The following is a 23,922-nucleotide window of genomic DNA, read 5'->3' on the forward strand; positions in this document are numbered from 1 at the left end:
GGAAAATCAGTCTTCCGAACCGCCTTCGGCTTCAACCCGTGCGCGATCGCCAGCGCCACGTGCTTCCGGATCACGATCAACGAATTCAATAACAGCCAGAGGGGCGTTGTCACCACGGCGGAAACCAGCCTTGAGAACGCGGGTGTAACCGCCGTTGCGCTCGCTATAACGGCTGGCCAAGGTGTCAAACAGCTTGCGGACAGCAGCCTCATCACGAATCTGGCTGATAGCCTGACGACGTGCATGAAGGTCGCCACGCTTGCCGAGTGTGATCAGCTTATCTGCGATTGGGCGCAGATCCTTGGCCTTTGGCAAAGTTGTGACGATCTGCTCGTGCTCGATCAGCGAGGCTGCCATGTTGGCAAACATTGCCTTTCGGTGAGAAGCTGTACGATTAAGTTTACGGCCGCGATTTCCGTGACGCATTGTGAATCTCCATTAAAGGGCCGGACTTTAATCCGGCGGTCGGCATCCTCGCATCCCGAAAATCGGCTGCATGTGCCTTTAAATGATTGTTCCCGTAGTGTTCGCCGCTCCGAAGGGCGGCGAATGCAGTTCAGATCAGTACTGATCTTCGTAACGCTTGGCCAGATCGTCGATATTCTCAGGTGGCCAGGCGTTCACTTCCATGCCCAGATGCAAGCCCATGGAAGCCAGAACTTCCTTGATCTCGTTCAGGGACTTACGACCGAAATTCGGAGTCCGAAGCATTTCGGCCTCAGTCTTCTGAATCAGATCGCCGATGTAAACAATGTTGTCGTTCTTCAGGCAGTTAGCCGAACGCACAGACAGTTCGAGCTCATCAACCTTTTTCAACAGAGCAGGATTGAATGCCAGTTCGGCAATCTGCTCTTCGGCACCGCGAGCGTCGCGCTGTGGTTCTTCGAAGTTGATGAAGACAGCCAGCTGATCCTGAAGAATGCGGGCAGCATAAGCCACCGCATCCTCACCGGAGATTGAGCCATCCGTCTCAATCTGCATGGTGAGCTTGTCCTTGTTCAGGTCCTGCCCTTCACGCGTGTTCTCAACCTTGTAGGAAACCTTCTTTACAGGCGAAAACAACGCGTCGACAGGGATCAACCCGATCGGTGCATCTTCGGCACGATTCTGGTCAGCAGGAACATAGCCCTTGCCGGTGTTGACCGTGAATTCCATGCGGATTTCCGCGCCCTCATCGAGAGTGCAGATTTCATGGTCCGGGTTCAGAATTTCAATATCGCCAACGGTTTGAATATCGCCGGCGGTAACAACGCAAGGTCCGGACTTGCGAAGCACCATGCGCTTCGGCCCTTCACCCGGCATTGCGATATTGATTTCCTTGATGTTCAGAACAATGTCCGTCACATCTTCACGCACGCCGGCGATTGAGGAAAACTCGTGCAGCACACCGTCGATCTGAACCGCGGTGACCGCTGCGCCCTGCAGTGAAGACAGAAGAACACGACGCAGGGCGTTGCCCAGCGTCAGTCCGAAACCGCGCTCCAGCGGCTCGGCGGTCAAAGACGTGCGAGTGCGACCCGAACCGGTGAATACCACCTGATTTGGCTTCGTTAGGTCTTGCCAGTTGCTGGCGATCATGACTTTGGCCTTTCAGCTACCCCGTCACCATCCAATCGTGACGCCGGGTCTCCAATAAGAGGGATGCCCCTCCAGCACGCATTTGCCGTTATTTGGACTGGCAAATGCGCTAAAATTCTAATGTCTGACACTGCACAGCTTGCAAACGGCCAGGTAACGCGACCAGTTGAGCCAAAAGCGTCAAAGCCGCAACGCCGGCAGAGGCGGTGCGGCCAAATTGTAGCAAACTTTAGACGCGGCGCTTTTTGCGCGGACGCACACCATTGTGCGGAATTGGCGTGACATCACGAATAGAGGTGATGGTGAAGCCAGCAGACTGCAGAGCGCGAAGCGCGGATTCACGACCGGAACCTGGGCCGGAGACTTCAACTTCCAAGGTCCGCATGCCATGCTCCTGCGCCTTCTTGGCAGCATCTTCAGCAGCAATCTGCGCCGCGAAAGGAGTGGACTTACGTGAACCCTTGAACCCCTGCGCACCAGCCGAGGACCAGGCAATCGCATTGCCCTGCGCGTCGGTTATGGTGATCAAGGTGTTGTTGAAGGAAGAATTTACGTGCGCTACACCGGACGTAATGTTCTTGCGCTCTCTACGACGAACGCGTTGCTGCTCTTTAGCCATTTATCTGCCTTTATGAGATATCGACACCGCCGTTATTCCAGCGGCTCCACCGTTCGGGCAAATTCACCCGAACACAAATTCCATCGCCCCTGCCCGCATGGACAGAGACTGATCAGAAATTACTTCTTCTTGCCTGCAATCGCCTTTGCAGGACCCTTGCGGGTGCGTGCATTGGTGTGCGTGCGCTGACCGCGGACCGGCAGACCGCGACGATGACGAAGACCGCGGTAGCAGCCAAGGTCCATCAGTCGCTTGATGTTCATCGATGTTTCACGACGAAGATCGCCCTCGACCTGATAGTCACGATCGATAAGCTCACGGACCTGCAGAATTTCTGCGTCCGTCAGATCATTAACCCGACGCTCTGGAGCGAGGTTGGCCTTCTGCACGATTTCCTGCGCAAAGCGCGGGCCGATGCCATGAATGTACTGAAGCGCAATAACAACGCGCTTGTTTGTCGGGATGTTGACGCCAGCGATACGGGCCACGTCGTTACTCCTAAGTTAGGGGCCAGCCGGCGCCCAAGAAAAATAAGGCACTGATAAGCCAAAGCGACCGGTGCCAGCACTGTGTAGGTGCCACGCCAGCCGCAAAGATTCGCGAATGTGCAGCATATAAAGAAACCATTAAATTGAGTCAACCGGAGAGGACTCAGGCAACTCCAACCGACGCCTTTGAATCCAGCGCCTGGCGGATCTGAGATGTCACAGAGTCGACACTCGCCATTCCGTCGACCACTGAAACAAGACCACGGTCGCGATAGAATGGCGCAACCGCCGCGGTCGCTTCACGAAACTCATTCAGGCGGCGAAGAAACACATCCGGATTATCGTCCTTACGAGGTGGCAAGCCTTGAGCCTCTGCCTCAGACGCACGCCGCAGGATGCGCTCGACGAGCTTGTCTTCATCGACCTTGAACTCGATCACCCGGTCAATCGCCACGCCCTTGCCAGACAATAGGCCCTGCAGCGCTTCTGCCTGAGCGACAGTCCTTGGAAAACCGTCCAGAATGAAGCCATTGCGTGCATCCGGCTGATCAATACGGTCCGCAACAATGCCGATCACGACCTCATCGGAAACCAGCTGGCCGGCTTCCATGATCGCCTTGGCCTTCCGGCCAATCTCGGTCTCATTGGCCACGGCTTCCCGTAGCATGTCACCGGTTGAAAGCTGCGGAATTCCGTATGCCTCAATCAGCCTTTGTGCCTGCGTGCCTTTTCCAGCCCCTGGCGGGCCAAGAAGAATCAATCTCATCGGGATCCTCGCTTACCGCCACGGAGTTTCGCCTTCTTCACCAGCCCTTCATATTGATGAGCAAGCAAATGGCCCTGAACCTGCGCAACGGTGTCCATTGTCACCGAAACAACAATGAGAAGTGAAGTGCCCCCCAGGTAGAATGGTATGCCAACAGCGGTGATCAAAACTTCCGGCAGCAAACATATCGCCACGAGGTAAATCGCACCAAGGACCGTGATACGCGTCAGAACGTAATCGATATACTCAGCCGTGCGCTCACCCGGACGAATACCCAGAATGAACCCGCCATGCTTTTTCAGATTGTCTGCGGTGTCCTTCGGGCTAAAAACGATGGCCGTGTAGAAAAACGCAAAGAAGGCGATCATCGACGCATACAGGATCATGTACAGCGGCTGACCATGACCAAGCGAAGCAACAATAGCCGTGGCCCAACCCGGCAGCTGGCTTGTGTCCGAAAAATTCGCGATGGTCACAGGCAAAAGCAGAAGCGACGACGCGAAAATCGGCGGAATGACACCGGCAGTGTTGAGCTTCAGCGGCAGGTGCGATGTATCGCCCTGGAACATACGGTTGCCAACCTGGCGCTTGGGATACTGAATCAGCAAGCGACGCTGTGCACGCTCGAAAAACACGATCAGCGCGATACAGCCAATGGCAACAATGATCACCATCAGAATTACGAATGCGGATAGCGCACCGGTGCGACCAAGCTCAAGCAGATTGGCTACGGCAGACGGCAGGTTGGCCACAATGCCAGCAAAAATGATCAGCGAAATTCCGTTGCCAATACCACGGGCCGTGATCTGTTCACCCAGCCACATCAGGAACATGGTGCCACCAACCAGCGTGATCACGCTGGAAAGCAGGAAGAACATTCCCGGATCGGTGACGATACCACCAGATGACTGCAGACCGACTGCAATTCCGTAAGCCTGGACGGTTGCCAGAAGCACCGTTCCATAACGCGTGTACTGGTTGATGATCTTGCGGCCTTGCTCACCCTCTTTTTTCAGGGCTTCGAGCGTAGGCACCACAGACGTCATAAGCTGAATGATAATCGACGCCGAGATATATGGCATGATGCCGAGCGCGAATATGGCCATACGGCCAACAGCGCCACCAGCAAACATGTTGAACAACCCCAGAATACCGGTCGATTGTTGCTGAAACGCCTGTGCCATAGCATCAGGGTCGATACCTGGCATCGGAATATATGTTCCAAGCCGGTAGACGAGCAAAGCACCCAGTGTAAACCAGATGCGCTTTTTCAAATCTTCTGCTTTAGAGAAAGCAGCGAAATTCAGATTTGCGGCAAGTTGTTCCGCGGCCGATGCCATCTTCGAAATCTCTCCGGGTTACCCCAAGGAGCGCGCATAGTCTGAAATCCTGTCAGGATGTCACGCGCCCTGTTGCCTCAGCCCCCTGCCCCTTCACTTCCAGCTGAACGCGACACAGCCACCTTCATCCGGGAATATCTCGATCTGAGCGGCCGAGCGTCTGGCTTGAAGCAAGAAGAAGAATCTTATGTGAAAAGCGACCTGAGCCGCTTCTCACTCAACGTAATCTGGCAATGAAAGCCAGACTGTGCAAGAGCCTTCGCTCTTTAAGCTTCAGCGCTGACAGGCAGGTTGACAGCACCACCAGCCTTGGAGATCTTTTCGACCGCCGACTTGGATGCACCATCAACAGTGATCTGCAACTTGGACTTCACTTCACCATCGCCAAGCAAACGCACGCCATCGCGCGCTTTGCTGACAAGGCCAGCAAGCTTCAACGCAGCAACGTCGATCGTGGCTGCGCCGTCCAGCTTGCCAGCGTCAACAGCCTGCTGAATCCGGCCAACGGACACAACATTGAAGTTCTTGGCGAAGATGTTGACAAAACCGCGCTTGGGCAAGCGGCGATAAAGTGGCATCTGCCCACCTTCGAAGCCGTTGATCGCTACGCCGGACCGGGACTTCTGACCCTTGACACCGCGACCGCCGGTTTTACCCGAACCTGAACCAATACCACGACCTACCCGCTTGCGGGCGTGCGTAGCACCGGCAACATCGGCAATTTCGTTGAGTTTCATTTTGGCTTCTCCCGGCTCACTGGCCGTCAACAACGCGGACGAGGTGGTTGACCTTGCGGATCATCCCACGAACGGAAGGCGTATCTTCCAAAGTCCGGCGCTTGTGCATCTTATTGAGACCGAGACCGACAAGCGTCTGGCGCTGGTCATCCGGGCGGCGAAGCGGGCTACCGATCTGTTCGACTGTGATCGTCTTCCCGGCCTGTTTTTTGTTAGCCATGTGAAGGCTCCTTCTGATTCAAAAACAAAAGCATGAACAAAACTGGCAGATGCCAGCAGAGATCAACCTTCGCTTTCCGGCCCAACCTGATCACGACGACGAGCTTGCAGCGTCGAGTACTTGAGACCACGGCGAGCAGCAACATCCTTAGGATGCATCTGACCCTTCAACGCGTCAAAAGTTGCACGAACCATGTTGTACGGGTTGGACGAACCAAGAGACTTGGCAACCACATCGTGCATGCCAACGGCCTCGAACACGGCGCGCATCGGGCCACCGGCAATGATCCCGGTACCAGCATCGGCCGCGCGCAGAATCACTTTACCAGCGCCATGGCGACCGTGAACATCGTGGTGCAGAGTGCGTGCATCGCGCAGCGGAACGAAAATCAGCTCACGCTTGGCAGCTTCAGTTGCCTTGCGGATAGCCTCAGGCACTTCACGAGCCTTGCCGTGACCGAAACCAACGCGACCCTTCAGATCACCAACTACAACCAATGCGGCGAAGCCGAAGCGACGACCACCCTTCACAACCTTGGCAACGCGGTTGATGTGAACCAGCTTGTCTACGAAGCCGTCATCACGCTCTTCGCGTTCATTCTTCTCATTACGAGGCGCCATATCCTGTTCCTTGTTTTTTTCCGGAGGCGACTATTGGTGGGCAGACACACGCTGCCCGGCGAAATTTCCATCGACATGGCGTCCACCAAACGCTGGATGCACATGATCGATTTTGCCCAACCTGCGCAGATCCCGACGGCTAACGGAAAACTGGCGAAGCGGTGCAATCAAGCAAGCGGCTTAAAGCATAATCCGGCGCGCAGGAAAACCCGCGGCACCGGAAAACTTAATCGCGAACTGACAGAATGACGAAGACGTCATTCTTAGAAGGAGAGACCGCCCTCACGAGCGGAGTCTGCCAGGGCCTTAACGCGGCCATGGTAAATGAATGCGCCACGATCAAAGATGACCTCGTTGACGCCGGCTTCTTTGGCACGCTCTGCAACGAGCTTACCAACAGCCTGAGCGGCAGCGACGTCTGCGCCGGTCTTCAAGGAAGAACGGAGCGACGCTTCCAATGTGGAAGCTGCTGCAAGAGTGCGCCCTGCAGCGTCGTCAATGACCTGGGCATAGATATTCTTGGAAGACCGGTGAACCGATAGACGCGGACGTCCATTGGCCACTGCCTTAAGCGAACGGCGAACACGACCTGCGCGGCGCCGAAGGATTTCTTTCTGGCTAGCCATATCGGGACCTTACTTCTTCTTACCTTCCTTGCGGACGATCTTTTCGCCAGCGTAACGCACGCCCTTGCCTTTGTAAGGCTCAGGGCCACGATACTCGCGAATTTCGGCCGCAACCTGACCAACGCGCTGCTTGTCGATACCAACGATGACAATCTCAGTCGGCTTTGGAACCGAAATCTGGATGCCTTCTGGTACGTCGTAAAGCACGTCATGACTAAAGCCGAGAGCGAGCTGAAGCTTGCTACCCTGCATAGATGCGCGATAACCAACGCCGGTGATTTCAAGACGCTTTTCAAAACCGTCCTTAACACCCGTCAGAATGTTGGAAATCATGGTGCGCGACATGCCCCATTTGGCACGCGCATCCTTGGATGTATCACGCGGATCGACTTTGATCCCGTCATCACCCAACTGTACCAGAACCTCGTCATTCACAACGTAGGTCAATTCGCCTTTCGGGCCCTTGGCCCGGACGGTCTGTCCGTCAACGGACGCCGTCACGCCGCTCGGAAGAGAGACCGGCTTTTTACCAATACGAGACATTGTCAAACCTGTCCGTTAAGCGAGAACTGGGTTCACACGCGCATCAGATGATGCGGCAGAGAACCTCACCCCCGACATTCTGTTCACGTGCATTGTGATCGGCCATCACACCCTTAGGGGTGGAAAGAACCGAAATACCAAGACCATTCGCAACCTGCGGGATTGTCTTGGACGAAACGTAAACGCGCCGACCAGGCTTGGACACACGAGCGATCTCGCGGATAACCGAAGCGCCTTCGTAATATTTCAGCTCAATGCTGAACTCTGCCGTTCCGTTCTCAAAACGGGTTTCGGTATATCCGCGGATATAACCTTCATCCTTGAGAACATCCAGAACACGAGCGCGAAGCTTTGAAGCCGGCGTCAAAACTGTCTGCTTGTTACGCATGATCGCATTGCGAATGCGTGTCAGCATATCACCGAGTGGATCTGAAAGAGCCATTTTCTTCTCTCCTTACCAGCTCGACTTCACAACGCCGGGGATTTGGCCATTGTTGCCAAGTTCCCGAAGTGCGATACGTGACATTTTAAGTTTGCGGTAATAGGCGCGTGGGCGACCAGTTACTTCACAACGATTGCGGATGCGAACCTTGGTCGAATTGCGTGGCAATTCGGCAAGCTTCAGCTGTGCACGGAAACGATCTTCCATGCTGGCAGCCTGATCTGTGGTGATCGCCTTCAGCGCAGCCCGTTTGGCGGCAAATTGTGCCACCAGACGCTCGCGGCGCTTGTTCTTTTCGATCGCGCTCTTTTTAGCCATTGTCTATGTCCTTTTCGCCTGCCGTTACTGGCGGAAGGGGAAGTTGAACGCTTTCAGCAAAGCGCGCGCTTCCTCATCTGATTTCGCCGTCGTACACACGATGATGTCCATGCCCCAGGTCTGATCAACCTTATCGTAGTTGATTTCCGGGAACACGAGGTGTTCTTTGATGCCCATAGCAAAATTGCCACGACCGTCAAAGCTTTTTGGGTTCAAACCACGAAAATCGCGAACCCGCGGCAATGCGATTTGAATCAAACGGTCCAGAAACTCATACATGCGGTCTTTGCGGAGCGTGACCTTTGTGCCAATCGGCATACCTTCACGAACCTTGAAACCGGCAATCGAGTTGCGAGCCCGCGTAATAACCGGTTTCTGACCGGAAATCAAAGCAAGATCTTCAGCCGCAACAGATGGCTTCTTGGAATCGGCAGTCGCTTCACCAACACCCATGTTGATGACGATCTTGTCGATCCGGGGAACCTGCATGTTGTTGGCGTACTTAAACTGCTCAACCATCTTTTCGCGAATTTCATCGCGATAAACCGCTTTAAGGCGCGGCTCGTACGTGGCCTCAACCATCGATCTGATCTCCCGAACGCTTGGCGACACGCACTTTCCGGCCATCATCGAGCAGCTTGATACCGACGCGCGTAGGCTTTCCGTCAGTGTCTGCTACCGCCAGATTCGAAAGATGAATCGAGGCTTCCTTGGAGATGATACCTGCTTCCTGCGAAGCGGTCTGGCGCTGATGACGCTTAACCAGGTTGATACCGCGAACGACCGCACGGTCTTCCTTTGGCATGACCTGAATGACTTCGCCGGAACGACCCTTGTCCTTGCCAGCGAGAACGACGACCTTGTCGCCTTTACGAATTTTCTGCATGATCCCGGTTCCTTAGAGCACTTCCGGTGCCAGCGAAATGATCTTCATGTGGTTCCGACCGCGCAATTCGCGAGGAACTGGTCCGAAGATACGGGTGCCGACCGGCTCTTTCTTGTTATCAATAAGAACTGCAGCGTTACGGTCGAACCGGATCACCGAACCATCGGCTCTACGAATATCCTTGGCGGTACGAACCACCACGGCTTTCATAACGTCACCTTTTTTTACGCGGCCCCGCGGAATAGCTTCCTTGATGGAAACGACAATGATGTCGCCTACAGAAGCATATTTACGCTTTGAGCCACCCAGCACCTTGATGCACATGACACGACGGGCGCCGGAATTATCCGCCACATCGAGGTTTGTTTGCATCTGAATCATGTCAGGCCGCCTTCATTAACGGACCGGGGAGCTGTGCCATATGCCGCTCACCCGGGCAAAAACTTCAGTTAGCCGCCGCTTCATTAGCGACGACGATCCAGGTCTTGTCACGAGAGATCGGACGGGTTTCCTCAATGGAAACGACGTCACCGACCTTATATTGATTGGTCTCGTCGTGCGCCTTGTACTTCTTGGACCGACGAACGGTCTTCTTGAAGAGAGGGTGCGTGAAGCGACGCTCCACGAGCACGACGACCGTCTTGTCATTCTTATCGGAGACCACGGTCCCCTGCAAAACGCGTTTCGGCATAATCTTCTACCTTCAGGCCTTCTTCCCGGCCGCCTTTTGGCGCGCGATTGTCTTGATCCGTGCAATATCGCGACGGATCTCCTTAACGCGCGTTGTGTTCTCAAGCTGTCCGGTAGCACGCTGGAAGCGCAGATTAAACTGCTCTTTTTTCAGATTGCCAAGGTCGGTGTTCAGCTCGTCGGAGGTCTTGGACCTGATATCGGAGGCTTTCATCTCATGCTCTCCCTTATTCAGCAATGCGCTGAATGAAACGCGTTCTGACAGGCAGCTTGGCTGCACCCAGACGAAGCGCTTCACGCGCCACATCTTCGGCAACGCCGTCTATCTCGAACATGATACGGCCAGGAGCGACGCGCGCTGCCCAGTACTCGATTGCGCCCTTGCCCTTACCCATACGAACTTCCGTAGGTTTGGCAGTGACTGGCACGTCAGGGAAAATACGGATCCAGACCCGACCCTGACGTTTCATTTGACGCGTAATCGCACGGCGAGCCGCTTCGATCTGACGGGCAGTGACGCGCTCTGGTTCCAGTGCCTTTAATCCAAAGGCACCAAAATTGAGCAACGAACCTCCCTTGGAGGCGCCGTGAATGCGTCCTTTGAACGCCTTACGGAACTTCGTGCGCTTTGGTTGCAACATTTCGTTCTACTCCGAAACCATCTGATCAGGCGTGGTCGCGCTCACGACGACGGTTACCACCGCCACCGGAAGCCTCGCCCTCGACCGCGCGGCGCTCGGAGGCCAACGGATCATGTTCGAGGATCTCGCCTTTGAAAATCCAAACTTTGACGCCACATACGCCATAAGCCGTGTGTGCCTCGGCAGTACCGTAATCCACGTCGGCGCGCAATGTGTGCAGTGGAACTCGTCCCTCGCGGTACCATTCCATGCGCGCGATTTCCGCGCCGCCCAAACGGCCACCACAATTGATACGAATGCCTTCCGCGCCCAGACGCATCGCAGACTGAACTGCCCGCTTCATGGCACGACGGAATGCAACGCGACGTTCAAGCTGCTGAGCAATCGACTGAGCAACCAGGGTTGCATCTGTCTCAGGCTTACGAATTTCAACAATGTTGATATGCGTCTCAGCATTTGTCAGCTGCCCAAGCTTCTTGCGAAGCTTTTCGATGTCTGCGCCTTTTTTGCCGATGACGATGCCCGGACGAGCCGAGTGAATCGTGACGCGGCACTTCTTGTGAGGACGCTCGATAACAATCTTGGACACCGCAGCCTGCTTGAGCTCTTCGAGCAGGTATTTGCGGATTGCCAGGTCTTCGTGAAGAAGCTGACCATACTCGCCAGTATTTGCATACCAGCGGGAATCCCACGTACGATTGATACCAAGCCGCAAACCGGTCGGATTAACTTTCTGACCCATTACGCAGCCTCCTCTTCAGCAACTTCGCGCACAATGATGGTCAAGTGTGAGAATGGCTTCTCAACCCGGCTGGACCGGCCACGACCGCGTGCATGAAAACGCTTCATCGTGATTGATTTGCCGACATATGCCTCGGCAACAACCAGCGCGTCAATGTCGAGATCGTGATTGTTCTCGGCGTTGGCGATTGCGCTTTCAAGTGTCTTCTTAACCGTCTCGGCTATCCGCTTGCGCGAGAATGTCAAATCGGCAAGCGCACGATCGACCTTCTTGCCACGAATTAACTGCGCGACGAGATTTAGTTTCTGCGGGCTGACACGAAGCGTGCGGGCGACTGCCCTCGCTTCGTTATCTTTCAGCACGCGCTCGGCCTTGGCCTTGCCCATTGTTACTTCCTCTTCGCCTTCTTGTCGGCGCCGTGGCCGTAATAGGTGCGGGTTGGGGAAAACTCGCCAAACTTGTGACCAACCATATCCTCGCTCACCGAGACCGGGATGTGCTTGGAACCGTTGTAGACACCAAATGTGAGCCCAACAAACTGCGGCAGGATCGTGGAACGGCGGCTCCAGATCTTGATCACTTCGTTGCGGCCGCCGGTGCGAACCTTCTCTGCCTTCTTCAGAAGGTAGCCATCAACGAACGGACCCTTCCAGACGGAACGTGTCATAGGAAAATCCTTCTCTTACTTCTTACGCTGATGGCGCGAACGCATGATGAACTTGTCCGTGGACTTGTTCTGACGTGTCCGCTTGCCCTTCGTCGGCTTGCCCCATGGGCTGACCGGATGACGACCACCGGATGTACGACCTTCACCACCACCGTGCGGGTGATCGACCGGGTTCATGGCTACACCGCGAACATGCGGACGCTTGCCAAGCCATACTGCACGACCAGCCTTGCCCAGATTGATGTTGCCGTGATCCGGGTTGGATACAGCACCAACAGTGGCAAGACATGCGCCAGGAACAAGCCTCTGTTCGCCGGAGTTCAGCCGAAGGATCGCCATGCCCTGATCACGACCGACCAGCTGAGCATAAGCGCCAGCCGAACGAGCAATCTGACCGCCTTTTTCCGGCTTCATTTCCACGTTGTGGATAATGGTGCCGACCGGCATTGCCGACAGTGGCATTGCGTTGCCTGGCTTAACGTCAATTCCAGACAGACCCGAAACAATCTGGTCGCCAGCAGCCAAACGCTGCGGAGCCAGAATGTAGCTCAGCTCACCGTCCTGATAACGCACCAAAGCGATAAAGGCTGTGCGGTTCGGATCATATTCAATCCGCTCAACCGTAGCAACCGAGTCAAACTTACGCCGTTTGAAGTCAATCTTGCGATACGAGCGCTTGTGTCCACCGCCTTGATAACGGGCAGTAATACGACCTGTATTGTTTCGACCGCCCTTATTGGTCAGGCCCTCAGTCAATTGCTTGACTGGCTTGCCCTTCCAGAGGCCGGAGCGGTCAACGATAACCAGCTGGCGCTGGCTTGGCGTTACCGGTTTGAAATTTTTCAATGCCATCGATCTATTTCCTCAGGGCTCGCTCTCAGAGGCCGGTGGAGACGTCGATGCTCTGGCCTTCGGCCAAAGTTACGATCGCTCTCTTCTGGTCGCTCTGACGGCCTATCCGGCCCTTGAAACGACGAACCTTGCCTTTACGGACCAACGTGTTCACCGCCGTGACCTTCACACCGAACAGCTGTTCAACTGCGGCCTTGATCTCCGGCTTGGAAGCCTTGCCGGGAACATTGAAGATCACCTGATTGTATTCAGACACCAGTGTCGACTTCTCAGTGATCACCGGGCTTGTAATAATGTCATAGTGGCGCAGATCGGTCATTTGAAGCGCTCCTCAAGAGCTTCGACAGCAGCCTTGGACAGAACCAGCGTTTGACGACGCAGAATGTCGTAAACGTTGATGCCCTGAACCGGCAGCACGTCAATGTTCGGAATGGAACGAGCCGAGCGAGAGAAATTCGCATCAAGCTCTGTGCCACCAATGAAAAGCGCATTCTTCAGGCCCAGGCCGCCGAACTGTGCAAACGTTGCCTTTGTCTTGCCGTCCTCTGACCGCAGATCATCAATGATGATCAGGCTGTCAGATTTGACCTTGGCTGACAGCGCATGACGCAGCGCCAGCTGACGAAGCTTCTTCGGCAGGTCATGCGCATGGCTGCGCGAAACCGGACCATGTGCCTTACCACCACCGCGGAACTGAGGAGCGCGAGCCGAGCCGTGACGTGCACGACCAGTGCCCTTCTGCTTGTAGAGCTTTGCACCGGTCCGAGCGATTTCCGCCCGGCCCAGAGTCTGATGTGTGCCCTGCTGACGCTTTGCAAGCTGATAGCGCACCATCCGCTGCAAGATGTCTTCACGTGGCTCAAGACCGAAGATCTCTTCCGCCAGGGTCACTGTTCCGGCGTCTCCACCGGCCAGCGTCTTTACTTTAATATCAACCATTACTCGGCTCCTTCAGCAGCCGTGGCTTCAACGCCGGCTTTGGCCACCGACTGACGCAGTGCAGCCGGCTTTGGTGCGGTGTCCGGAAGCGCAGACTTGACTGCGTCGCGAATGTAGATCCAGCCGCCCTTGGAACCCGGAACAGCGCCGCGGATCAAAATGAGACCCTTATCGACATCGGTCCGAACAACCTCGAGGTTCTGCGTGGTCACCCGCGTCTGACCCATATGGCCGGCCATCTTCTTGTTCTTGAAGACCTTGCCTGGATCCTGACGCTGACCTGTCGAACCATGCGAACGGTGCGATACGGAAACGCCGTGCGTTGCGCGCAGACCACCGAAGTTGTGCCGCTTCATAACGCCGGCAAAACCTTTACCGATCGACGTACCGGTCACATCCACCAACTGCCCGGCAACGAAGTGCTCAGCAGTGATTTCTGCACCCAGATCAACCAGATTTTCGGGGGAAACCCGAAATTCTGCGACCTTACGCTTTGGCTCTACCGAGGCCTGAGCGAATACACCGCGCATAGCCTTGGACGTGTTCTTGACCTTTGCAAGTCCGACACCAAGCTGAACAGCAGTATAGCCGTTCTTTTCCTGGGTCCGCTGACCTACAACCTGAAGATTCTCAATCTTGAGAACCGTTACCGGAACATGTTCACCAGCGTCGTTATAAACGCGGGTCATGCCGACCTTCTGTGCTATCACACCTGAACGCATGGGCGTTATCCTTCCCGTGCTCGGATCAGAGCTTGATCTCGACATCAACGCCAGCGGCGAGGTCGAGCTTCATGAGGGCGTCGACCGTCTGTGGGGTCGGATCGACAATGTCGAGAAGACGCTTATGCGTCCGCATTTCGAACTGCTCACGCGACTTCTTGTCGATGTGCGGAGAGCGGTTCACCGTGAATTTCTCGATACGCGTTGGCAGCGGGATAGGCCCGCGCACATTCGCGCCAGTACGCTTTGCCGTTGATACGATCTCGCGTGTCGATGCGTCCAGGACCCGATGGTCGAACGCCTTCAGGCGGATGCGGATATTCTGGCCGTTCATTGCATTCGTCCTCTCGTCGGAGTCTTGCCGGAGTGCCGGCGCTTTCCGAGCGCTATCAGTCTTCAGCCAATTTGAAAGAAACGCATTCTCTGCGCTCCTGTCGCCCCACGTGGGGCACGATCATAAGGTGACACGGCTAAATTCAACCGTGCCACCTTCAATTCAACAGGTGTTATTCGACGATTGACGAAACAACACCGGCGCCCACTGTGCGGCCGCCTTCGCGGATAGCAAAGCGAAGCTTTTCTTCCATCGCGATCGGAACGATCAACTTGACGTCCATCGTTACGTTGTCGCCCGGCATCACCATTTCCGTGCCTTCAGGAAGCGTTACAACACCGGTAACGTCCGTCGTGCGGAAATAAAACTGCGGACGATAGTTCGTGAAGAATGGCGTATGACGGCCACCCTCTTCCTTCGTCAGAATGTAGGCCTCGGCCATGAAGCGAGTGTGCGGCTTCACCGAACCTGGCTTGCACAGAACCTGACCACGCTCAACGCCTTCACGGTCAACACCACGAACCAGCGCCCCGATGTTGTCGCCTGCCTGACCCTGGTCAAGAAGCTTGCGGAACATTTCAACGCCGGTAACCGTCGTCTTCTTGGAATCGCGGATACCCACGATCTCAACTTCTTCACCGACCTTGACAATCCCGCGCTCAACACGACCCGTGACAACCGTGCCGCGGCCCGAAATCGAGAACACGTCTTCGATGGGCATCAGGAATGGCTGGTCAATCGGGCGCTCCGGGGTCGGAATGTAGGCATCAACCGCTGCCATCAATTCGCGAACCGCATCTTCACCAATCGTCTTGTTGGAATCTTCAAGCGCTGCGAGTGCTGAACCCTTGACAATCGGAATGTCGTCGCCAGGAAAATCATAGCTCGACAGAAGTTCACGAACTTCAAGCTCTACAAGCTCAAGAAGCTCTGGATCGTCAACCTGATCAACCTTGTTCAGGAAAACCACAATCGCTGGAACACCAACCTGACGGGCAAGCAGAATGTGCTCACGCGTCTGGGGCATCGGGCCATCTGCAGCCGAACATACCAGGATCGCGCCATCCATCTGCGCTGCACCCGTGATCATGTTCTTCACATAGTCCGCGTGGCCTGGGCAATCAACGTGCGCATAGTGACGCGCTTCCGTCTCATACTCAACGTGTGCCGTCGAAATCGTGATGCCGCGGGCCTTTTCTTCCGGCGCGGCGTCGATCTGATCATACGCACGAAACTCGCCAAAATACTTCGTAATCGCAGCCGTCAAAGACGTCTTGCCATGGTCAACGTGACCAATCGTACCAATGTTCACGTGCGGCTTGTTCCGCTCGAATTTGCTCTTCGCCATTTTGGCTCTCCATTCAATCTCGTTTAGCCCCTGGGTGGGCCTGAAAAACTACAGCTGACGAAAAGGTCAGGCGTACTTCTTCTGAATCTCTTCGGCGACCTGGTTTGGCACCTGCTCATAGTGGTCAAACTGCATCGTGTACTGCGCGCGACCCTGCGACATCGACCGCAACGAGTTCACATAGCCGAACATGTTGGCCAATGGAACCATTGCATTGACCGAAGTCGCGATACCGCGTGCCTCAGTGCCCTGAATCTGACCCCGGCGGGAGTTCAAATCGCCGATAACGTCACCGACGTAATCTTCAGGCGTAACCACTTCAACCTTCATGATCGGCTCAAGCAGCTTAGGACCAGCCTTCTGGATGGCTTCACGGAAACCTGCGCGAGCAGCGATTTCAAAAGCCAGAACAGAAGAGTCAACATCGTGGTAGGCGCCGTCGATCAGCTCAGCCTTGATGTCGACCATCGGGAAGCCAGCCAGCGGACCAGAGGTCATGACAGACTGAACACCCTTCTGTACGCCTGGAATATATTCCTTCGGTACAGCGCCGCCGACAATCTTGGACTCGAAGGCAAAACCTTCGCCAATTTCAGCGGGAGCGAACGTCATCTTCACACGAGCAAACTGACCTGTACCACCGGTCTGCTTCTTGTGAGTGTAATCAATTTCCGTAGCACGGCTGATCGTCTCACGATAAGCAACCTGCGGAGCACCGATATTCGCCTCAACCTTGAACTCGCGACGCATGCGGTCGACGAGAATGTCCAGGTGAAGCTCACCCATGCCAGCAATGATCGTCTGACCTGACTCTTCGTCTGTCTTGACGCGGAAAGAAGGATCTTCCGCCGCAAGACGGTTCAAAGCCAGACCCATCTTTTCCTGGTCACCCTTGGTCTTCGGCTCGATAGCAATTTCGATAACCGGCTCAGGGAATTCCATACGCTCAAGAATAACAGGCTTCAGAGGATCACAAAGCGTATCGCCCGTGGTCACTTCTTTCAGGCCAGCCAGAGCAACGATGTCGCCAGCAAATGCTTCCTCGATATCCTCACGGGAATTCGAGTGCATCTGCAGCATCCGACCGATGCGCTCTTTCTTGTCCTTGACGGTGTTCTGAAGGGACACGCCCTTGGTCATTTTGCCGGAATAAATGCGGCAGAATGTCAGCGAACCGACGAAAGGATCGTTCATGATCTTGAACGCGAGCATTGAAAGCGGCTCTTCGTCCGAAGACAGACGAACCGTTTCCTGATCGGTCTTGGGATCGATACCCTTGATCGCAGGAACTTCAACCGGCGAAGGCAGGAAGTCTACAACCGCATCCAACAGAGGCTGAACGCCCTTGTTCTTGAACGACGAACCGCAGAGAACCGGTGTAAACCAGACATCGCAAGTTCCCTTGCGGATCAGTTTACGCAGTTCTTCATTCGAAGGCATGTTACCTTCGAGGTAAGCTTCCGTTGCGGCCTCATCAACCTCAACAGCGGCTTCAATCATCGCTTCGCGATATTCAACAGCCTGATCTGCAAGATCCGCAGGGATTTCAACAACATCCCACTTCGCACCCAGCGACTCATCACGCCAGATCAAGGCCTTCATCTCGATCAGATCGACAACGCCCTTGAAATCGCTCTCTGCGCCGATTGGCAGCTGAACAACGATAGGACGAGCGCCAAGACGCGACTTGACCATTTCGACGCAGCGGAAGAAATCTGCACCGATCTTGTCCATCTTGTTGACGAAGATCATGCGCGGGACATGATACTTGTCAGCCTGACGCCAAACGGTTTCCGTCTGCGGCTCAACGCCGGCATTGGCGTCCAGCAGAGCAATGGCACCGTCCAGAACGCGAAGTGAACGCTCTACTTCAATGGTGAAATCCACGTGACCAGGAGTGTCAATGATGTTGAAGCGACGCTTCTTGCCATCACGGCCTTCCCAGAAAGTTGTGGTCGCAGCAGAAGTGATCGTGATGCCACGCTCCTGCTCCTGCTCCATCCAGTCCATCGTCGCAGCGCCGTCATGCACTTCGCCGATCTTGTGCGACTTGCCCGTGTAGAACAGAATGCGTTCAGTGGTCGTCGTCTTGCCAGCATCAATGTGAGCCATGATGCCGAAGTTACGGTAATCCTCAATCAGATACTCGCGGGCCATAAGGGTCGCCTTTCAATATTCTTTTCAGGGTTACCAGCGGTAGTGCGAGAACGCGCGGTTCGCTTCCGCCATGCGGTGCGTATCTTCACGCTTCTTGACTGCCGTACCCCGATTGTTCGCAGCGTCGAGAATTTCACCCGACAAGCGGTCAACCATCGTTGTCTCATTGCGATTGCGCGCGGCTGTGATCAGCCAGCGAATTGCAAGAGCCTGACGACGCTCCGGACGAACATCAACCGGAACCTGATAGGTTGCACCACCTACACGCCGTGACCGAACTTCAACGTGCGGGGCAACGTTGTCCAATGCCTGATGAAAAATGGTCAGAGATTCCTGACGGCTCTTTTCATGCACAACATCGAACGCGCCATAGACGATACGTTCAGCAACGGACTTCTTGCCATCATACATGATGGCATTCATGAACTTCGTGACAACCAGGTCACCGAATTTTGGATCCGGATTGATCTCACGCTTTTCAGCAGAATGACGACGGGACATCTAAAGGTCTCTCGATCTTGATAGAACGTTCGGGCTTACTTAGGACGCTTGGCGCCGTACTTGGAACGACGCTGCTTGCGATCCTTGACGCCCTGAGTATCGAGCACGCCACGAATGATGTGATAACGAACACCGGGAAGATCCTTCACGCGGCCACCACGGATCATGACGACCGAGTGCTCCTGAAGGTTGTGCCCCTCACCGGGAATGTAGCCAATGACTTCAAAGCCATTGACGAGACGAACCTTGGCAACCTTACGCAGAGCCGAGTTAGGCTTCTTTGGCGTGGTTGTGTAAACGCGAGTGCAAACACCGCGCTTCTGCGGATTGGCCTGGAGAGCCGGAACCGTATTGCGCTCTGACGGACGTACCCGCGGCTTACGGATCAGCTGGTTAATGGTAGGCATCCCAACCTTCCCTCTTCTTTCTAAACTCGGTTCCAAACGCGATATTGCACGACTGGCCCCAATTGGCTCATGCACGAAACCGGGCGTTCCGCCCACCTTATGTGGACTGCCCGGGAAAAGCAGAGGATCAGCAAGCTGATCATGCGCCAGTCTATATGCATCTCGTTGAACTGAACCTTGTTTGAAGCGTTAGTCCTGGACGCGGCGTCCGTGACTCGTTTGGCTTCACATCGGTTCTGTTGTGGGCTGTTTAACGATTCCTGCTGTCATCGTCAAGCCCTTGCATCAGCATGTGTTAACGACATTGGCTTGACGTCAATTTACACCAAAGGCCACCACGTTTCCGAGGCGGCCTCTGGTTAACTCTCTTTGAACAGCAAGGCCTACAGGGCGGACTTTGCCATTTCATCGCCGCCTTTTGACCGGTCCGACAACAGGTTGTCCGGACGACCGCTTTGCGAGGTTTTGCGACGATCATCAATGATGAGATCATCACGCGAGGTCGCAATGCGACGCACCTGTGTCATCATTCCGCCGGTGCCGGCAGGAATCAGACGTCCGACAATCACGTTTTCCTTCAGACCCTGCAGCGTGTCCATTTTACCAGCAACAGCGGCCTCTGTGAGAACGCGTGTGGTTTCCTGGAACGATGCCGCCGAAATGAACGATGGCGTTTGCAGTGAGGCCTTGGTGATGCCGAGAAGTACCGGCACGCCGGAAGCTGGCTTCTTGCCCTCTTCCTCCAGACGCTCGTTCAGCTCAGCCAGCTCAATCCGGTCAACATTGTCGCCCGGAATGTAGCCACTGTCGCCCGACTCCAGAATCTCGACCTTCTGAAGCATCTGCCGAACGATGACTTCAATGTGCTTGTCGTTGATCAACACGCCCTGCAGACGGTAGACTTCCTGAATCTCATTCACGAGATAGGACGCCAGCGCCTCAACACCCCGAATGGCGAGAATGTCGTGTGGTGCAGGATTGCCGTCGAGGATGTAGTCGCCCTTTTCAATGATATCGCCTTCCTGAAGGTGGAATGGCTTACCTTTCGGGATCAGATACTCGACTGGTTCAACACCGTCTTCATGCGGCTCGATGACGATACGACGCTTGTTCTTGTAGTCGCGACCAAAGCGCACCGTTCCGTCGATCTCGGCGATAACCGCATTGTCCTTCGGACGACGTGCCTCGAACAGTTCGGCAACGCGTGGAAGACCACCGGTGATGTCCTTGGTTTTCGCGCTTTCCATTGGAATACGCGAAAGAACGTCACCTGCCTTGACACGCGAACCGGGCTCGACAGACAGAATGGCATCCACCGACAGGAAGTAGCGAGCATCCGAACCACGAGCCAGTTTGAGAACCTGTCCGTCCGCACCCTTGATGACAAGTGCCGGCTTCAGGTCTGAACCACGTGGATTTGCCCGCCAGTCAATAACCTGACGCTTGGTGATACCGGTCGACTCATCCGCCTGTTCAGCAACGGACAAGCCGTCCACCAGATCTTCGAACTCAACGATACCTTCAAGCTCCGTCAGAACTGGTCTGGTGTACGGATCCCACTCGGCAATACGCTGACCACGGCGAACCTGATCACCATCATCCACGAACACACGCGAACCGTAGGTTACCCGGTGCGATGCGCGCTCCTTGCCGCCCTGATCCATGATCAGGATCGCCATATTGCGGCCCATGGCTACCAGACGCCCGTCCGAATCCCGAACAACGTTGCGGTTGCGGATCTTGACCGTGCCTTCATACGAAGCTTCGAGGAACGACTGGTCAACCACCTGTGCCGTACCACCCATGTGGAAGGTACGCATGGTTAGCTGGGTACCCGGCTCACCAATGGACTGTGCGGCAATAACACCGACAGCTTCACCCATGTTGACCGGTGTTCCCCGTGCCAGATCGCGCCCGTAGCAGACTGCGCAGATACCGGTGCGCACTTCACAAGTGAGTGCGGAACGGATCTTCACAGACTGAACCCCAGCCTTTTCGATGATCTCGACGTCCTTTTCTTCAACCGTATGACCGGCATCCGCAAGGACCTCGCCAGACACTGGATGAAGAACAGGCTCAAGTATCGTACGACCCAGAATACGCTGACCCAGGCTGGCCACAACCTGACCGGCATCGACGATCGGCTGCATTGTCAGGCCACTCGTCGTTCCGCAATCGGCCTGCGTGATAATGCAGTCCTGCGCCACGTCCACGAGACGACGTGTCAAGTAGCCGGAGTTCGCGGTTTTCAACGCCGTATCAGCAAGACCCTTACGAGCACCGTGTGTCGAGTTGAAGTACTCAAGAACGGTCAGACCTTCCTTGAAGTTCGAAATGATCGGCGTTTCGATGATTTCGCCCGAAGGCTTTGTCATCAGGCCGCGCATTGCTGCAAGCTGACGCATCTGAGTGGGCGAACCACGAGCACCAGAGTGCGACATCATGTAAATCGAGTTCATTGGCCGCTGGCGGCCATTGTCATCAAATTCCACGGCTTTAATGCGCAACATCATTTCGTCAGCGATTTTGTCTGTGCACTTTGCCCAGGCATCAACCACCTTGTTGTACTTCTCGCCCTGAGTGATCAGACCGTCATTGTACTGCTGCTCATATTCCTTGGCCAAAGCCTGCGTTTCGGCAATCATCCGCTCCTTGGTATCCGGAATGACCATGTCATCCTTACCGAAGGAAATGCCCGCCATGCACGCATGCTTGAAACCAAGCTGCATGATGCGGTCACAGAAGATGACCGTCTCTTTCTGACCGCAATGGCGATAGACCTGATCGATCAGACGAGAAATATTCTTTTTCGTCATCAGATCATTGGCGATATCGAACGAGATCTTCGGATGCTTGGGCAGCAACTGCGCGATGAGCATACGGCCAGGCGTGGTTTCATAGACCTTCGAAACCAGCTCACCAGCATCATTGACCGACTTGTAGCGGCCACGAATTTTGGTGTGGAGCGTGATAGCCTTGGCGTGCAAGGCATGCTCCATCTCGCCAATGTCCGAAAACGCCATGCCCTGGCCGACTTCGTTCTCATTGATGATCGATAGATAATAGAGCCCCAGAACCATGTCCTGCGACGGCACAATGATCGGCTGACCATTGGCTGGATGCAGAATGTTGTTCGTGGACATCATCAGAACGCGTGCTTCAAGCTGCGCTTCGATCGACAGAGGAACGTGTACCGCCATCTGGTCGCCGTCGAAGTCAGCGTTAAACGCTGTACAAACGAGCGGATGCAGCTGAATAGCCTTGCCTTCGATAAGGATCGGCTCAAACGCCTGAATACCCAGACGGTGCAATGTCGGGGCGCGGTTCAGGAGAACCGGGTGCTCACGAATGACCTCGTCAAGAATATCCCAGACTTCGGGACGTTCTTTTTCAACCAGCTTCTTCGCCTGCTTGACCGTTGATGAATAGCCCTTGGCGTCAAGACGCGCATAGATGAACGGCTTGAACAGCTCCAGAGCCATCTTCTTGGGAAGACCGCACTGATGAAGCTTCAATTCCGGACCTGTCACGATAACGGAACGTCCGGAATAGTCCACGCGCTTGCCGAGAAGGTTCTGACGGAACCGCCCCTGCTTTCCTTTCAGCATGTCGGACAATGACTTCAACGGACGCTTGTTGGCGCCCGTGATGACACGGCCGCGACGACCATTGTCGAACAACGCATCAACAGCTTCCTGAAGCATGCGCTTTTCATTGCGGATAATGATACCCGGCGCACGCAGCTCAATCAGCCGCTTCAGACGGTTGTTACGGTTGATCACACGGCGATAGAGATCGTTCAGATCCGACGTGGCAAAGCGACCACCATCCAGCGGCACCAGAGGGCGCAGGTCTGGCGGAATAACCGGTACGACGCTGAGGATCATCCATTCAGGCCGGTTGCCCGACTCCAGAAAATTCTCAACGATCTTCAGACGCTTCATCAGCTTCTTGGTCTTCAGATCGGACGTCGTTGTTGCCAGTTCCGAACGCAGATCACCGGCGATCTTTTCCAGATCCATGGAAGCCAGAAGCTCTTGAATGGCTTCCGCACCAATGAGTGCAGTGAAGGAATCCTCACCATACTCTTCGGTCGCGATGATATACTCTTCTTCCGTGAGGAGCTGATGCTCCTTCAACGCCGTCAGGCCGGGCTCGGTGACGATGTAGTTTTCGAAATACAGAACCCGCTCAATATCCTTGAGCGTCATGTCCAGAAGCGTGCCGATGCGGCTTGGCAGTGACTTCAGGAACCAGATATGCGCAACCGGCGCAGCAAGTTCGATGTGCCCCATCCGCTCACGCCGAACGCGTGACAAGGTCACCTCGACGCCGCACTTTTCGCAGATGATGCCTTTGTACTTCATGCGCTTGTACTTGCCGCACAAGCATTCGTAATCCTTGATCGGACCGAAGATGCGCGCGCAGAACAGGCCATCGCGCTCGGGCTTGAAAGTCCGGTAGTTGATCGTTTCCGGCTTCTTGATCTCACCGAATGACCACGACAGGATTTTCTCCGGGCTCGCTAGCGAGATCCGAATGGAATCAAATGACTGGGCCTGCACCTGAGGATTGAAGAGATTCATGACCTCTTGATTCATGGTGCCTTCTCCTTCTGGGGTTTCGCACCCCGCAACGCCGATAAAACTGGCGTAAAACCAAAATCCCGAAAATCACTGGCTGGCATTGCCTTGCGGAAATGCCAGCCGAAGCACCGGCTCAACAGCCGGTGCTCAAGT

Annotated in this window: 33 protein-coding genes; 1 reads left to right on the top strand and 32 read right to left on the bottom strand. The window is 55.0% G+C overall.

The genetic code is table 11. The features are described 5' to 3' along the window. Positions 1-6 precede the first annotated feature (6 nt). From rplQ to rpsE, 9 genes are all read right to left on the bottom strand, one after another. A complete protein-coding gene (gene rplQ, locus FPY71_RS10775) occupies positions 7-426 on the bottom strand; it encodes a 50S ribosomal protein L17 (RefSeq protein WP_149300248.1) in 420 nt (139 codons plus the stop codon). 135 nt (positions 427-561) lie between these two features. Beyond that, positions 562-1,578 carry a DNA-directed RNA polymerase subunit alpha gene (locus tag FPY71_RS10780; protein ID WP_149300249.1) on the bottom strand — a complete coding sequence of 339 codons (1,017 nt, stop codon included), beginning with the start codon at positions 1,576-1,578 and terminating at the stop codon, positions 562-564. Between the two features lie 229 nt (positions 1,579-1,807). After that, positions 1,808-2,197 carry a 30S ribosomal protein S11 gene (rpsK, locus tag FPY71_RS10785; protein ID WP_149300250.1) on the bottom strand — a complete coding sequence of 130 codons (390 nt, stop codon included), beginning with the start codon at positions 2,195-2,197 and terminating at the stop codon, positions 1,808-1,810. 119 nt (positions 2,198-2,316) lie between these two features. Further along, entirely contained in the window at positions 2,317-2,685 is a 369-nt protein-coding gene (gene rpsM / locus FPY71_RS10790) for a 30S ribosomal protein S13 (protein WP_149300251.1), read from the bottom strand. A gap of 163 nt (positions 2,686-2,848) precedes the next feature. Continuing rightward, positions 2,849-3,451 carry an adenylate kinase gene (locus tag FPY71_RS10795; RefSeq protein ID WP_149300252.1) on the bottom strand — a complete coding sequence of 201 codons (603 nt, stop codon included), beginning with the start codon at positions 3,449-3,451 and terminating at the stop codon, positions 2,849-2,851. After that, positions 3,448-4,791, bottom strand: a complete 1,344-nt coding sequence (gene secY / locus FPY71_RS10800; protein ID WP_149300253.1) for a preprotein translocase subunit SecY — start codon at positions 4,789-4,791, stop codon at positions 3,448-3,450. The genes FPY71_RS10795 and secY overlap by 4 nt, the downstream gene beginning before the upstream one ends. Before the next feature lie 266 nt (positions 4,792-5,057). After that, entirely contained in the window at positions 5,058-5,528 is a 471-nt protein-coding gene (gene rplO / locus FPY71_RS10805; protein ID WP_149300254.1) for a 50S ribosomal protein L15, read from the bottom strand. Between the two features lie 16 nt (positions 5,529-5,544). Then, entirely contained in the window at positions 5,545-5,748 is a 204-nt protein-coding gene (rpmD, locus tag FPY71_RS10810) for a 50S ribosomal protein L30 (protein ID WP_149300255.1), read from the bottom strand. A gap of 62 nt (positions 5,749-5,810) precedes the next feature. Then, positions 5,811-6,368 carry a 30S ribosomal protein S5 gene (gene rpsE / locus FPY71_RS10815; protein ID WP_149300256.1) on the bottom strand — a complete coding sequence of 186 codons (558 nt, stop codon included), beginning with the start codon at positions 6,366-6,368 and terminating at the stop codon, positions 5,811-5,813. A 36-nt stretch (positions 6,369-6,404) separates the two neighbouring features. Here rpsE and FPY71_RS10820 point away from each other — a divergent pair, with 36 nt between their 5' ends. Beyond that, complete coding sequence (locus FPY71_RS10820) at positions 6,405-6,617, top strand: hypothetical protein (protein WP_149300257.1); 213 nt, start codon at positions 6,405-6,407, stop codon at positions 6,615-6,617. Between the two features lie 14 nt (positions 6,618-6,631). On the opposite strand, the gene rplR is transcribed toward FPY71_RS10820, so the two are convergent. The 23 genes from rplR to rpoC form a co-directional block, all read right to left on the bottom strand. Then, positions 6,632-6,994, bottom strand: a complete 363-nt coding sequence (gene rplR, locus FPY71_RS10825) for a 50S ribosomal protein L18 (protein WP_149300258.1) — start codon at positions 6,992-6,994, stop codon at positions 6,632-6,634. A 9-nt stretch (positions 6,995-7,003) separates the two neighbouring features. Further along, the gene (gene rplF, locus FPY71_RS10830; RefSeq protein ID WP_149300259.1) at positions 7,004-7,537 is read right to left on the bottom strand and encodes a 50S ribosomal protein L6; all 534 of its coding nucleotides are present in this window, start codon (positions 7,535-7,537) and stop codon (positions 7,004-7,006) included. A gap of 43 nt (positions 7,538-7,580) precedes the next feature. Continuing rightward, entirely contained in the window at positions 7,581-7,979 is a 399-nt protein-coding gene (rpsH, locus tag FPY71_RS10835) for a 30S ribosomal protein S8 (RefSeq protein ID WP_149300260.1), read from the bottom strand. A gap of 12 nt (positions 7,980-7,991) precedes the next feature. After that, a complete protein-coding gene (gene rpsN / locus FPY71_RS10840; protein ID WP_149300261.1) occupies positions 7,992-8,297 on the bottom strand; it encodes a 30S ribosomal protein S14 in 306 nt (101 codons plus the stop codon). 24 nt (positions 8,298-8,321) lie between these two features. Beyond that, entirely contained in the window at positions 8,322-8,879 is a 558-nt protein-coding gene (gene rplE, locus FPY71_RS10845; protein ID WP_149300262.1) for a 50S ribosomal protein L5, read from the bottom strand. Then, positions 8,872-9,183, bottom strand: a complete 312-nt coding sequence (gene rplX, locus FPY71_RS10850; protein ID WP_149300263.1) for a 50S ribosomal protein L24 — start codon at positions 9,181-9,183, stop codon at positions 8,872-8,874. The genes rplE and rplX overlap by 8 nt, the downstream gene beginning before the upstream one ends. 12 nt (positions 9,184-9,195) lie before the next feature. Further along, entirely contained in the window at positions 9,196-9,564 is a 369-nt protein-coding gene (rplN, locus tag FPY71_RS10855; RefSeq protein ID WP_056504767.1) for a 50S ribosomal protein L14, read from the bottom strand. A 64-nt stretch (positions 9,565-9,628) separates the two neighbouring features. Continuing rightward, a complete protein-coding gene (gene rpsQ, locus FPY71_RS10860) occupies positions 9,629-9,874 on the bottom strand; it encodes a 30S ribosomal protein S17 (protein ID WP_149300264.1) in 246 nt (81 codons plus the stop codon). A 12-nt stretch (positions 9,875-9,886) separates the two neighbouring features. Further along, on the bottom strand, positions 9,887-10,087 hold the full coding sequence (gene rpmC / locus FPY71_RS10865; protein WP_149300265.1) for a 50S ribosomal protein L29: 201 nt from the start codon (positions 10,085-10,087) through the stop codon (positions 9,887-9,889). A gap of 13 nt (positions 10,088-10,100) precedes the next feature. Continuing rightward, on the bottom strand, positions 10,101-10,514 hold the full coding sequence (gene rplP, locus FPY71_RS10870; RefSeq protein ID WP_149300266.1) for a 50S ribosomal protein L16: 414 nt from the start codon (positions 10,512-10,514) through the stop codon (positions 10,101-10,103). Positions 10,515-10,539: 25 nt separating this feature from the next. Further along, complete coding sequence (gene rpsC, locus FPY71_RS10875) at positions 10,540-11,256, bottom strand: 30S ribosomal protein S3 (protein WP_149300267.1); 717 nt, start codon at positions 11,254-11,256, stop codon at positions 10,540-10,542. Continuing rightward, positions 11,256-11,642, bottom strand: a complete 387-nt coding sequence (gene rplV / locus FPY71_RS10880) for a 50S ribosomal protein L22 (RefSeq protein ID WP_149300268.1) — start codon at positions 11,640-11,642, stop codon at positions 11,256-11,258. Before rplV ends, rpsC begins: the two co-directional genes overlap by 1 nt. Positions 11,643-11,644: 2 nt before the next feature. Beyond that, complete coding sequence (gene rpsS, locus FPY71_RS10885) at positions 11,645-11,923, bottom strand: 30S ribosomal protein S19 (protein WP_149300269.1); 279 nt, start codon at positions 11,921-11,923, stop codon at positions 11,645-11,647. Positions 11,924-11,938: 15 nt separating this feature from the next. Continuing rightward, complete coding sequence (rplB, locus tag FPY71_RS10890) at positions 11,939-12,775, bottom strand: 50S ribosomal protein L2 (RefSeq protein ID WP_149300270.1); 837 nt, start codon at positions 12,773-12,775, stop codon at positions 11,939-11,941. Positions 12,776-12,800: 25 nt separating this feature from the next. Beyond that, a complete protein-coding gene (locus tag FPY71_RS10895) occupies positions 12,801-13,094 on the bottom strand; it encodes a 50S ribosomal protein L23 (RefSeq protein WP_149300271.1) in 294 nt (97 codons plus the stop codon). Then, positions 13,091-13,714 carry a 50S ribosomal protein L4 gene (gene rplD, locus FPY71_RS10900; RefSeq protein WP_149300272.1) on the bottom strand — a complete coding sequence of 208 codons (624 nt, stop codon included), beginning with the start codon at positions 13,712-13,714 and terminating at the stop codon, positions 13,091-13,093. The genes FPY71_RS10895 and rplD overlap by 4 nt, the downstream gene beginning before the upstream one ends. Beyond that, complete coding sequence (rplC, locus tag FPY71_RS10905; RefSeq protein WP_149300273.1) at positions 13,714-14,436, bottom strand: 50S ribosomal protein L3; 723 nt, start codon at positions 14,434-14,436, stop codon at positions 13,714-13,716. Before rplC ends, rplD begins: the two co-directional genes overlap by 1 nt. A gap of 25 nt (positions 14,437-14,461) precedes the next feature. Continuing rightward, a complete protein-coding gene (gene rpsJ / locus FPY71_RS10910; RefSeq protein ID WP_007066362.1) occupies positions 14,462-14,770 on the bottom strand; it encodes a 30S ribosomal protein S10 in 309 nt (102 codons plus the stop codon). A 172-nt stretch (positions 14,771-14,942) separates the two neighbouring features. Beyond that, positions 14,943-16,118 carry an elongation factor Tu gene (gene tuf, locus FPY71_RS10915; RefSeq protein ID WP_149300274.1) on the bottom strand — a complete coding sequence of 392 codons (1,176 nt, stop codon included), beginning with the start codon at positions 16,116-16,118 and terminating at the stop codon, positions 14,943-14,945. 66 nt (positions 16,119-16,184) lie between these two features. After that, positions 16,185-18,275, bottom strand: a complete 2,091-nt coding sequence (gene fusA, locus FPY71_RS10920; protein WP_149300275.1) for an elongation factor G — start codon at positions 18,273-18,275, stop codon at positions 16,185-16,187. A gap of 30 nt (positions 18,276-18,305) precedes the next feature. Continuing rightward, entirely contained in the window at positions 18,306-18,776 is a 471-nt protein-coding gene (gene rpsG / locus FPY71_RS10925) for a 30S ribosomal protein S7 (RefSeq protein ID WP_149300276.1), read from the bottom strand. Between the two features lie 35 nt (positions 18,777-18,811). Next, positions 18,812-19,183: a 30S ribosomal protein S12 gene (gene rpsL / locus FPY71_RS10930; RefSeq protein WP_149300277.1), complete on the bottom strand. Its 372-nt coding sequence runs from the start codon at positions 19,181-19,183 to the stop codon at positions 18,812-18,814. A gap of 383 nt (positions 19,184-19,566) precedes the next feature. Next, entirely contained in the window at positions 19,567-23,784 is a 4,218-nt protein-coding gene (gene rpoC, locus FPY71_RS10935; protein WP_149300278.1) for a DNA-directed RNA polymerase subunit beta', read from the bottom strand. Positions 23,785-23,922 lie beyond the last annotated feature (138 nt).

The organism is Aureimonas fodinaquatilis, from assembly GCF_008369445.1.
GTDB classification, from domain to species: domain Bacteria; phylum Pseudomonadota; class Alphaproteobacteria; order Rhizobiales; family Rhizobiaceae; genus Aureimonas; species Aureimonas fodinaquatilis.

Coding starts and splice junctions, on each gene's coding strand:
- rplQ (WP_149300248.1), bottom strand. CDS start 426: ATGCGTCACGGAAATCGCGGCCGTAAACTTAATCGTACAGCTTCTCAC.
- FPY71_RS10780 (WP_149300249.1), bottom strand. CDS start 1,578: ATGATCGCCAGCAACTGGCAAGACCTAACGAAGCCAAATCAGGTGGTA.
- rpsK (WP_149300250.1), bottom strand. CDS start 2,197: ATGGCTAAAGAGCAGCAACGCGTTCGTCGTAGAGAGCGCAAGAACATT.
- FPY71_RS10795 (WP_149300252.1), bottom strand. CDS start 3,451: ATGAGATTGATTCTTCTTGGCCCGCCAGGGGCTGGAAAAGGCACGCAG.
- secY (WP_149300253.1), bottom strand. CDS start 4,791: ATGGCATCGGCCGCGGAACAACTTGCCGCAAATCTGAATTTCGCTGCT.
- rplO (WP_149300254.1), bottom strand. CDS start 5,528: ATGAAACTCAACGAAATTGCCGATGTTGCCGGTGCTACGCACGCCCGC.
- rpmD (WP_149300255.1), bottom strand. CDS start 5,748: ATGGCTAACAAAAAACAGGCCGGGAAGACGATCACAGTCGAACAGATC.
- rpsE (WP_149300256.1), bottom strand. CDS start 6,368: ATGGCGCCTCGTAATGAGAAGAATGAACGCGAAGAGCGTGATGACGGC.
- rplR (WP_149300258.1), bottom strand. CDS start 6,994: ATGGCTAGCCAGAAAGAAATCCTTCGGCGCCGCGCAGGTCGTGTTCGC.
- rplF (WP_149300259.1), bottom strand. CDS start 7,537: ATGTCTCGTATTGGTAAAAAGCCGGTCTCTCTTCCGAGCGGCGTGACG.
- rpsH (WP_149300260.1), bottom strand. CDS start 7,979: ATGGCTCTTTCAGATCCACTCGGTGATATGCTGACACGCATTCGCAAT.
- rpsN (WP_149300261.1), bottom strand. CDS start 8,297: ATGGCTAAAAAGAGCGCGATCGAAAAGAACAAGCGCCGCGAGCGTCTG.
- rplE (WP_149300262.1), bottom strand. CDS start 8,879: ATGGTTGAGGCCACGTACGAGCCGCGCCTTAAAGCGGTTTATCGCGAT.
- rplX (WP_149300263.1), bottom strand. CDS start 9,183: ATGCAGAAAATTCGTAAAGGCGACAAGGTCGTCGTTCTCGCTGGCAAG.
- rplN (WP_056504767.1), bottom strand. CDS start 9,564: ATGATTCAGATGCAAACAAACCTCGATGTGGCGGATAATTCCGGCGCC.
- rpsQ (WP_149300264.1), bottom strand. CDS start 9,874: ATGCCGAAACGCGTTTTGCAGGGGACCGTGGTCTCCGATAAGAATGAC.
- rpmC (WP_149300265.1), bottom strand. CDS start 10,087: ATGAAAGCCTCCGATATCAGGTCCAAGACCTCCGACGAGCTGAACACC.
- rplP (WP_149300266.1), bottom strand. CDS start 10,514: ATGTTGCAACCAAAGCGCACGAAGTTCCGTAAGGCGTTCAAAGGACGC.
- rpsC (WP_149300267.1), bottom strand. CDS start 11,256: ATGGGTCAGAAAGTTAATCCGACCGGTTTGCGGCTTGGTATCAATCGT.
- rplV (WP_149300268.1), bottom strand. CDS start 11,642: ATGGGCAAGGCCAAGGCCGAGCGCGTGCTGAAAGATAACGAAGCGAGG.
- rpsS (WP_149300269.1), bottom strand. CDS start 11,923: ATGACACGTTCCGTCTGGAAGGGTCCGTTCGTTGATGGCTACCTTCTG.
- rplB (WP_149300270.1), bottom strand. CDS start 12,775: ATGGCATTGAAAAATTTCAAACCGGTAACGCCAAGCCAGCGCCAGCTG.
- FPY71_RS10895 (WP_149300271.1), bottom strand. CDS start 13,094: ATGACCGATCTGCGCCACTATGACATTATTACAAGCCCGGTGATCACT.
- rplD (WP_149300272.1), bottom strand. CDS start 13,714: ATGGTTGATATTAAAGTAAAGACGCTGGCCGGTGGAGACGCCGGAACA.
- rplC (WP_149300273.1), bottom strand. CDS start 14,436: ATGCGTTCAGGTGTGATAGCACAGAAGGTCGGCATGACCCGCGTTTAT.
- rpsJ (WP_007066362.1), bottom strand. CDS start 14,770: ATGAACGGCCAGAATATCCGCATCCGCCTGAAGGCGTTCGACCATCGG.
- tuf (WP_149300274.1), bottom strand. CDS start 16,118: ATGGCGAAGAGCAAATTCGAGCGGAACAAGCCGCACGTGAACATTGGT.
- fusA (WP_149300275.1), bottom strand. CDS start 18,275: ATGGCCCGCGAGTATCTGATTGAGGATTACCGTAACTTCGGCATCATG.
- rpsG (WP_149300276.1), bottom strand. CDS start 18,776: ATGTCCCGTCGTCATTCTGCTGAAAAGCGTGAGATCAATCCGGATCCA.
- rpsL (WP_149300277.1), bottom strand. CDS start 19,183: ATGCCTACCATTAACCAGCTGATCCGTAAGCCGCGGGTACGTCCGTCA.
- rpoC (WP_149300278.1), bottom strand. CDS start 23,784: ATGAATCAAGAGGTCATGAATCTCTTCAATCCTCAGGTGCAGGCCCAG.